Raw genomic sequence first — 8,603 nt, forward strand, 5'->3', positions numbered from 1 at the left:
GTAATTTAAGTAAACTCTTTGCGTCGTATTCGATGGGACGGCCAAACCCGGAAGTTTCTGGAATGTTAAGCGATTCAACAAAGTCATGAATGACTCGAGCAATGTGGTCTTGAGGGAGTGAAAAGTTAACAGAGACTATGATTTCGGGAGAAGATGCGGTATACTTAAGTCCGTTCATTAGAGATAGTCCTTTCTGGATTGTCTTAGGCAGGAGGTTGTGGTCTCCTGCCTTTTTTATTCATTCAATTCGATACTTAATTATACCAAAACCCCGTCAAAACATGATGAATAAATGTTTTGACGGGGTTGTTTTTCTAAAGAAACTGTCGACTTATGTCACAGCCTCTTTTTGATTATTATTCTTGTGTATCTTCTGCTGCGTCAGCTTCAGCATCTTCAGCCGGAGCTTCTTCTAAAGTTTGCGGTTGAGCAGTGATATCTAAAATATGGTTAATTGTATCTTTTAAGTCTTCATCTTTAATATCGATGTTGGCCTTTTCGAGTAATTCAGTAATAATTGAATCGGCAAATTCAGTGTCTTCAAATTGAGAACCGATATATTGAGCTTTGACGTCATCTTTGATTTCATCGAATGGTAATTTCTCACCGTTTTTGAGTGCTTTAACAACGTGGAAGCCAAACTGAGATTCAACGGGTTCTGTTGTATATTCGCCGTTCTTTAGCTTTTTAACGGCTTCTTCAAACTCAGGAACCATCATTCCTTCAGTAAACTCTCCTAAGTAACCACCATCTGCTGCCGTAGAGTCTTTTGAGACTTCTTGAGCGATCGCATCAAAGTCTTCCCCTTCATTTAAACGGGCGATAACTTGTTCAGCTTCTTCTTTTGAGTCAACTAAAATATGTTGAGCTTCCATTAATGGTTGATACTTTTCGTCATAGAATTTCTTCAACGCTTCGTCAGACATATCAACACGTTGTTCGATAACATTTTGAAGTAAGCTTTGAACGTATAGTTGTTCCTTAAAGTTATCGATTGAGCCTAAGTTTTGCATTGCTAAATATTGTTGGAATACATCTTCGCCACCTAATTGTTCAATTTGAACTTTAATGTCTTCATCGACTTTTTGGCGAATTTCATCAGGCTTTTCAACGTTTTGTTTTAAAACCTTTTGAAGTAACATCATACGTAAGACGGCTTCACCAGATGAGCGTTTCATTTGGTTATAAAATTCTTCTTGTGTAATTTGATCGTCGCCGACGGTTGCGATAACATCTTCAGCCAGTGCGGCAGGTGCTTGGATTAATAATCCAGAGATCATAGATGCCGCAGCCAAGCGCACAATTAATTTTTTAGAAATAATAGTAAACAACTCCTTATAGTTTTCTGTGGGTTTATCATACCATATTTTATTTTGAAAAAGGGTGAATAGGATGTGAAATATTAGCTTAAGTCAATATTTTCAATGGTGTCTTGTAGTTGGTTAACCCGTTCATCAATTCGCTTAATACGCGGCTGTGCTTCATCGTTAAAGCGTTGGATCGCAATGTTTAAGTCTTGAGACATGTCTTGTACCGCATCCATTCCTTCTTGAGTTAAACGTTTAAAGGAAGTGCGCACGTTATCCACTTTATAGCGCATATCGTCTGCGTCTTCTTCAACCATTGTTAAATATTGTTTTAATCCGCGTCGTGTTTCATAGCCAGGGCGAGGTGCGTTCATCAGTCCTGCTAGACCGCCCAATACAACGCCCCAAAATAAACCTTGTCCAAAGTTTTTCATTATTGTATCAGCTCCTTATTAAATACTGTCGCCAATTTGTTTAGCTCGTTGAGTAAACTCTTCTGGCGTGTAACTATCTTGATTGTTTTCAAACTGCATACTAAAGCCGTCTTCACTGCTGTAGCGTGGAATTAAATGCCAATGAGAGTGAAAGACTGTTTGATAAGCAGCTTCGCCGTTATTGTTAATAATATTTAACCCTTTCATCTCAGGAAACGTTTGTTTTAACGCATGAGCGATATGAGGCAAGCGACTCATCACTTCACCGGCTAATTCGGGAGTATAGTCAAAAATATCTGCCACATGTTTTTTAGGAATAACTAAAGTATGTCCCGGTGTCACTTGGGTAATGTCTAAAAAGGCGTAGACTACGTCGTCTTCGTAGACTTTAGCGCTTGGAATTTCTTGATTGATAATCTTACAAAAGATGCATTGTGTTTCCATAAATAAAACTCCTCTACAGTCTTTGGATATACTTCAAGAATACCATATTTTACCGCAAACACCTATTTTTTAACACTTTAGACAGATGGAAACATTATAATAAATCAATGGATCATGATATAATGAAGGCATTAATTTAAAAGGAGCGATGGCATGTTAAAAAATGGCTTTCGAGTATGGTAATGATTCTTGTTTTAAGCAGTATCAATGCTTACACAGTGCTTGCAGATGATTTACCAGACCATTATCAAGACGTTATTCAATATTTTTCTGAAAATTATTATCAAGTATTAGGACAAGAAGATGGCTTAGATACGACGTATATTTCTGGACCTTTTACGCAACGCGGTCCAATCGATGCGTTGTATTATGCGTTGTACGATGTTGATAATAATGGTGTGCCTGAGTTATTTATTGGAGACCAAGGTTCAGCAGCAGCGGTCTATACCTATGCCGATGGCGGTATTTACTTGCTGGCTGACTACAACGAAACAGGTTATATCACGAATCGTGGTAATATCGATATTTTAGAAGATGGCACTGTAGTAACTTCTTTGTCAGGTGGAGTTGCGATTACTAATTTTAAAGTATTGGATTTCAATGAGGATGGTACCGCGTGGGTTCCGGTAGCTGAATACGAATTCAACCAAATGAATAATCCACGAGAGGCCCCTTATGAGAACTTAGAAACGGGTGAACTCTTAACGGAAGAAGAATTCCGTGAAGAAGCCTATAATAATAGTCCAAAAATCGAGCAATCTTCTTGCATTGGACGCCAATTGAACCAGGTGGCGGTCAAGTAGAAGACGTAGACGAAAATGATGAACCTGAAGATCAAGATGATCAAGTTGATCAAGAGGAACAAGAAGAGCCAGCAGAGGAAAATCAAACAGAAAGAACTGCCGCAGCTCCAGTAAGCGACATTGATGCGAGTGAATATTTAGGTCAATTGCGTCAAGCAAATGATCGTTGGGCCAATCGCTTGCAAGGCTTTAATATGTTAAGTGGCGATGAAGTAGCTTCTGCGGATCGTAATACTGATGGACGTCACCCAGTTATTGGTGCGCTGTACGATGCTTTTGATTCTGCTTTAGTAACTTTCCAAGGCGGTTCTGCGTCAGACGCTCGCGCATTGTATTCTCACACTTTTGCGATCGAAAAGATGATGTTACCTGAATTTAATGAAGAAGATTTAAACGCTTTAGATACTTTAAGAGAATGGTTAGTCTCAATTATTGAAGAAAATTATCTTCAACGTTCAGGTGAAGGAATGGTAACGTCCCAATATGCTTATGATGACTTACAATTTGACGGTTACCTACAAACAGTGGAACAATTTAATGATGCTCAATTTGATGCGGCGAACCGTATTGCGATTGACACAGGTGTCGCTGCTGAAGCTTATGGGTTAATGTTAGATGACGCTTCCGGCGATTATAAAGCCACTTATCGTACAAATCCACACTCTCAATATATTAGTTCTGCTTCTGTTTACAGTTATGATTCAGGATCTAATAGTGTGATCGAGTCGGATTTGGTGACAGGTTCTTCTCATGAAGTTTTACCTATTGATTACAGTAGTTTTTATGGCGTTGAAATAACTAACCACTATTCAGGTTCTCCAGCAGCTTCACAAGGAGCTGCACCGCAAGCAAGTCAAGCAGCGCCGGTTGCTGAGTCTTCAGCTTGGAGCCAAAACCAAGCCCAATCTCTTGCGCAAGGGATCAGCTCTTGGGGACGTGTGATGGGGCAACAATATGAAGAATACACACCGGATCATCAAGTCGATTTTTATGGTGTAAAAGCTCCAGAACAAGAAATGGAAATTAACTTAGATGGACAAGTTCAAACGGCTCGTTATTTAAGTGAAGATACTAAAGACGGGTTAATTATTTTAGCCGCTTATTCCGACATTAAAGATACACAAAATCCAAGCGACGAACGCCATTTATACTTTTTTGTGAGCGATAACGGCACGCCTCGGGTTTTAATTACAATGGCTGGAGCAGATGACAAAGGCCATTTATCTTTCCACGACACTCAAAATGCGGATTTAGACGGGCTATTTAAAGGCTTGTTTTAACATAAGTCAGTCGATCTTTCTTTTTGGAAGATCGGCTTTTTTATTGCAAAATTCGCTCAACCCATGTATAGTGAAGAAGGATTGCTCGCTATAGTGTAATGGATATCACGCAAGATTCCGGTTCTTGAGATGGGGGTTCGATTCCCTCTAGCGAGGTAAGTTGTTTTAGAAGAGTTGAAAAGGTGCTGAAACCTTACTGTTGAGGGGTTAGCTGTTTCGTGATTTCAACAAATATCACTGATTTTCAACTAAGCCTAAAGACATTCTAAAGACTTCATTTAAATATTCCTCACTACAATGAGTGCTCTGACAAACAAGAGAGCGCTCATTTTTTCTATGATAGAGCGATTATAGTAATCATTATGAAAGTGAAAATAAACATAAATAATAAACTTAAAAGAATGACTTGGCCTAACACAGCACTTGAAGGAATAGTTGGTAGGTTGTCTAAGAAGATAAGAGACGAGAAATATGAAGGTTGAAATGTAAACATATCCCATATAAGTTAAAAAAGAGAGGATTTTTTTCTTTTTTCATTGGACTGACCTCCTAAATATAATATCCAAGGATTTTTTAAATTAGCCAAGAAGATGATAAAAATCCCTTCAAAAGTGATATGATAGAGGTCTGTAAAGTCTTTATAAGGAGGATTTTGATGCAACATCGTCGCTATCAATTATTAGTTTATATTGCCGCTTTAGCTGCTCAAGCGGTGGTAATTAGTTTATTAGAACGCATGATTCCCTCCCCGTTCGTTTTTGCTCCAGGAGCGAAATTTGGGTTAGCCAATTTAATTACTATTATTGCTTTATTTACACTTCCAACTAAATATAGTTTTCAAGTGGTGACTTTACGTCTTATATTAACCATGCTTTTAGGCGGGACATTATCGACATTCTTTTATAGTGTTGCTGGAGGGTATTTAAGTTATTTCGGGATGTTACTTGCCAAGCAATTAGGACCTAAGCGAGTGAGCGTGATCGGTCTTTCGATTTTTGGTGGCATCTTACATAACATTGGACAACTAGCTGTTGCTGCTTTGTTTGCTAAATCGTGGAGTGTATTGAACTATTTGCCTGTTTTATATATTAGTGGGCTACTCGCTGGAGCTGCCACGGGTATTACGGGGTATTATTTATTAAACCATATAAAAATTTTACGCCAATATCACCAACACTTTATTAATGAGCCTGGATGGTTTATGACGGTGAAATAATTTAAAAATACGTCTTGAGACAGAGGACAAAAAGAGTCTTTTTTGGCACAATAAAATTAAGAAATGGGGTGTAATAGGTGAAGTGAGTCACAAAGATGGATAGAGAGGTGATTTGTGTGAACGTTCAAGTCTTTATGTGCAAATTCGGCGCTGGCCATTTAAAAGCGTCTCAAGAATTAGAAAAACAACTCAATCAATTAGACCATACTCAAGTACACGTTATTGACTTCATTGAGTCAATTTACCCAAAACTAGCGGATTTAATTTACTGGACTCATCACCATTATTACCAACGCCGTGTGTTATCCGCTGAAGAAAAAGAGTTAAAAGATACTCACTTCCGTCAAGAGTGGACGTGTAAATTATTAATGTTAGAAAAGATATTTTTTAAATATTTAGATTCTTTGCCAACCCCTGACATTTATGTATCTTGTTTTTCAGTGACTTCCTATTTATTAGGGATTTATAAACGAAAACGAGGTCTTTCAGTTCCTCTCGTGACTTATATTACGGATTTTAACTTTCACCCATTATGGATTAACGATGAGACGGATTTATATTTAGTCATGTCTCAATTTACAAAGGAACAACTTGAAAGTATTGGCGTACCTAGCCAACGAGTGATGGTGTTTGGAAGTAATAACCAAAAGCCAATTCATAAATCAAATCAGCACGTTTTAATTTGTGGTGGAGGCTTAGGCATGTTGCCTGACGATAAAGCTTTTTACCAATCTCTTGAAAAGTATCCTGATAAAGAATTTAAAATTGTCTTTGGAAAAAACGACAAACTATATAATAAAGTCTCTAAATGGGCGATTAAAAATGCGACTCTTTATCAATACGTTACTGATATGACGCCTTTATATCATTGGGCAGATGTTTATATCACTAAGCCCGGTGGGATGAGTATTTACGATTCCATTAAAAATGAATTGCCTCTAGTCTATTTTACGCCGTTTTTACCTCAAGAAATTCGCAATAAGCAATTCATTCAACACGAAAAAATCGGGGTAGAATTAGTGGACGATAACTTAGACATTTTAGAACAATTTACTAAGGATGAAAAAGCCTTTGGTGAAGCAAAAGCAAGTTTATGTAAAATTCGTAAAGATTTCTCACCCCAAGAATTTATAGGATGGTTAGAACATGTTCATTATTAAATTATTATTTGGGATTGGTAGTTTGATTGTCCTTCATGGTTATCTTCCTACTGCTATTCTTCGTTACCGGTGGCGACGAAATGTTTCTTTAGGTCCAAACGGATACCGGTTAACCTTTGACGATGGGCCGAGTGAAGTGACGGATTCTTTAATCGATCTATTAAATCGATATGACGAACCGGGAATCTTTTTTCTACTAGGATATAAGTTAACTCAGTATGATTTATCAATATATAAAGGTCATGATATAGCGTGCCATGGGTACCATCATGTCAACTTTGCTTTGTTAGATCCTTTTAGAACAGTAAGAGAATTTAACCAGATGATGGAGGCTTTTAAAGTTCAAGGAATGACCCCTCGCTACTTTAGAGCGCCTTACGGATTATATAACTTAACCCTTTTGTATTTACTAAAAAAAGCAAATCTAAAAGTCGTTCAGTGGGATAGTTTATTAGGCGACTGGGAAGTAGAGTCTAAAGGGGTTCTTAAACAACGACTTGACGAGCGGGCCACTGATGGAAAAGTTGTTGTCCTCCACGACGGAACAGAAGGTAAGGCAGATACCGAAGCTAAATGGCGCATGATAGAAGAGTTAGAAGGTTTTTTAAATGAAAATACTCAAGCAACATCAACTGGCAATCAATTTTAGTCTATTAATTATTTTATCTGCCGGAATGTCTTATTTAATTTATAAAGGATCAGGAGCGACAAATGTTTTAAGTTTGTTAGCTTCTATGGATCGCCGTTTTCTTTTACTTGCGGTCGTCTTTTTTATTATGTTTCGGCTAATGGAAGGTTTATCCTTTTATTATTTATTTAAAAGTATGCCAATGACCGTTTCTTTATTTAATTGTATTAAATACAGTATGATGGGTTATTTTTTTAGTCAAGTGACCCCTTCTGGAGGAGGGGGCCAGCCGGCTCAATTTTATTTGATGAAGCAAGATGGTATTCCTTTGAGTAAGGCAGTCTCAGTGATTGTCCCATTTAATTTAATCTATCATATGAGCTTTAGCTTCTTTGGCCTTTTGGCTTTACTCAGTCCTTTAAGACAAATCATTCTTTCAAGTCAAGTTCGGGTATTTTTCTACATTGGTTTAGCTATTCAATTGTTCTTAAGTTTAGTGACCATGTTAGCCATTAAAAAAACTTCGACGTTAAGTCAGGGGCTAATTTACTTATCCGAAAAAACAAAACATTGGCCTCTTATTCGCCGTTTCTATCAAACTCCTGAACGTATTGAAGCGTCCGTTCAAACAACGAAAGCGAATTTAATGACCGTCATTAAAAGTAAACGTAATATCGTCAGTATGTTGGTACTGCAAACCGTCATGTTATTTTTCTATTACGGCATTGCTTATTGTTCTTACCGTGCATTGGGTTTTAATAACTACCGGTTATTGGACATTATCGCGATTCAATGTCTAATTACTGTCGCAACCGAATATATGCCTACACCAGGAACGGCAGGTTTTGCGGAACTATCGATGTATGCGATCTATCAAAAGTTAGTTCCCACTCAAGTGGCGGTCTCCTGGATGTTAGTCAATCGCTTATTAATGTTATATTTAGCTATGGGAGTGACTTTGTTAATGATACGTCGTCGCCAATTAAATGTAGCAGAGCTATCGAAACAGTTTAATAACTTTTAAAATGACTTTACCAACTTTGAAGGTAGAGTCATTTTAAATTTTCTGTTCATTGAATAAAAGTAATAAAAAGTGTAAAGTAGATATAGTAAATAATTATTAAAACGTTAATTTTTCACTTAAGTGTAAGGGTATCATACATATGTGACACGAAAACATAAAAAAAAGAGGAGCTTCTGGTACACTATATTTAACGAATAAAAAACCATAGTGTGAAAGGAAGCTCCCCATGAAGTCAATTATAACAGAAGAAATGCGATATAGGCAAAAAGTTGTTGAGTATGCGGAAAAATATGATAATAACGCCAAA

9 protein-coding genes and 1 tRNA gene are annotated in these 8,603 nt (G+C 37.3%); 7 read left to right on the forward strand and 3 right to left on the reverse strand.

What is annotated here, in order from left to right:
• Positions 1-356: 356 nt before the first annotated feature.
• The 3 genes from BLR79_RS07895 to BLR79_RS07905 all read right to left on the reverse strand — a co-directional run bounded on the left by BLR79_RS07895 (position 357) and on the right by BLR79_RS07905 (position 2,185).
• A complete protein-coding gene (locus tag BLR79_RS07895; RefSeq protein ID WP_143338824.1) occupies positions 357-1,331 on the reverse strand; it encodes a peptidylprolyl isomerase in 975 nt (324 codons plus the stop codon).
• 71 nt (positions 1,332-1,402) lie between these two features.
• The gene (locus tag BLR79_RS07900) at positions 1,403-1,741 is read right to left on the reverse strand and encodes a YtxH domain-containing protein (protein ID WP_092086736.1); all 339 of its coding nucleotides are present in this window, start codon (positions 1,739-1,741) and stop codon (positions 1,403-1,405) included.
• Positions 1,742-1,759: 18 nt separating this feature from the next.
• A complete protein-coding gene (locus tag BLR79_RS07905) occupies positions 1,760-2,185 on the reverse strand; it encodes an HIT family protein (RefSeq protein WP_092086738.1) in 426 nt (141 codons plus the stop codon).
• A 176-nt stretch (positions 2,186-2,361) separates the two neighbouring features.
• Here BLR79_RS07905 and BLR79_RS07910 point away from each other — a divergent pair, with 176 nt between their 5' ends.
• From BLR79_RS07910 to BLR79_RS07940, 7 genes are all read left to right on the forward strand, one after another.
• Positions 2,362-2,988 carry a hypothetical protein gene (locus BLR79_RS07910; RefSeq protein ID WP_092086740.1) on the forward strand — a complete coding sequence of 209 codons (627 nt, stop codon included), beginning with the start codon at positions 2,362-2,364 and terminating at the stop codon, positions 2,986-2,988.
• Complete coding sequence (locus BLR79_RS07915) at positions 2,949-4,268, forward strand: DUF4767 domain-containing protein (RefSeq protein WP_092086743.1); 1,320 nt, start codon at positions 2,949-2,951, stop codon at positions 4,266-4,268. The genes BLR79_RS07910 and BLR79_RS07915 overlap by 40 nt, the downstream gene beginning before the upstream one ends.
• 84 nt (positions 4,269-4,352) lie before the next feature.
• Positions 4,353-4,424 (forward strand) — tRNA-Arg (locus tag BLR79_RS07920).
• A 499-nt stretch (positions 4,425-4,923) separates the two neighbouring features.
• Entirely contained in the window at positions 4,924-5,484 is a 561-nt protein-coding gene (locus BLR79_RS07925; protein WP_092086746.1) for a Gx transporter family protein, read from the forward strand.
• Positions 5,485-5,600: 116 nt separating this feature from the next.
• Positions 5,601-6,644: an MGDG synthase family glycosyltransferase gene (locus BLR79_RS07930; RefSeq protein ID WP_159427634.1), complete on the forward strand. Its 1,044-nt coding sequence runs from the start codon at positions 5,601-5,603 to the stop codon at positions 6,642-6,644.
• Complete coding sequence (locus BLR79_RS07935) at positions 6,631-7,293, forward strand: polysaccharide deacetylase family protein (protein WP_092086752.1); 663 nt, start codon at positions 6,631-6,633, stop codon at positions 7,291-7,293. Before BLR79_RS07930 ends, BLR79_RS07935 begins: the two co-directional genes overlap by 14 nt.
• Entirely contained in the window at positions 7,253-8,296 is a 1,044-nt protein-coding gene (locus BLR79_RS07940; RefSeq protein WP_092086755.1) for a lysylphosphatidylglycerol synthase transmembrane domain-containing protein, read from the forward strand. The genes BLR79_RS07935 and BLR79_RS07940 overlap by 41 nt, the downstream gene beginning before the upstream one ends.
• Positions 8,297-8,603 lie beyond the last annotated feature (307 nt).

The organism is Dolosicoccus paucivorans (assembly GCF_900100125.1).
GTDB lineage: Bacteria > Bacillota > Bacilli > Lactobacillales > Aerococcaceae > Dolosicoccus > Dolosicoccus paucivorans.

What these genes read in the sequence shown, in the direction of transcription:
- BLR79_RS07900 (WP_092086736.1), bottom strand. Translation starts at nt 1,741, where the DNA reads ATGAAAAACTTTGGACAAGGTTTATTTTGGGGCGTTGTATTGGGCGGT.
- BLR79_RS07905 (WP_092086738.1), bottom strand. Translation starts at nt 2,185, where the DNA reads ATGGAAACACAATGCATCTTTTGTAAGATTATCAATCAAGAAATTCCA.
- BLR79_RS07910 (WP_092086740.1), top strand. Translation starts at nt 2,362, where the DNA reads ATGGTAATGATTCTTGTTTTAAGCAGTATCAATGCTTACACAGTGCTT.
- BLR79_RS07925 (WP_092086746.1), top strand. Translation starts at nt 4,924, where the DNA reads ATGCAACATCGTCGCTATCAATTATTAGTTTATATTGCCGCTTTAGCT.
- BLR79_RS07935 (WP_092086752.1), top strand. Translation starts at nt 6,631, where the DNA reads ATGTTCATTATTAAATTATTATTTGGGATTGGTAGTTTGATTGTCCTT.
- BLR79_RS07940 (WP_092086755.1), top strand. Translation starts at nt 7,253, where the DNA reads ATGAAAATACTCAAGCAACATCAACTGGCAATCAATTTTAGTCTATTA.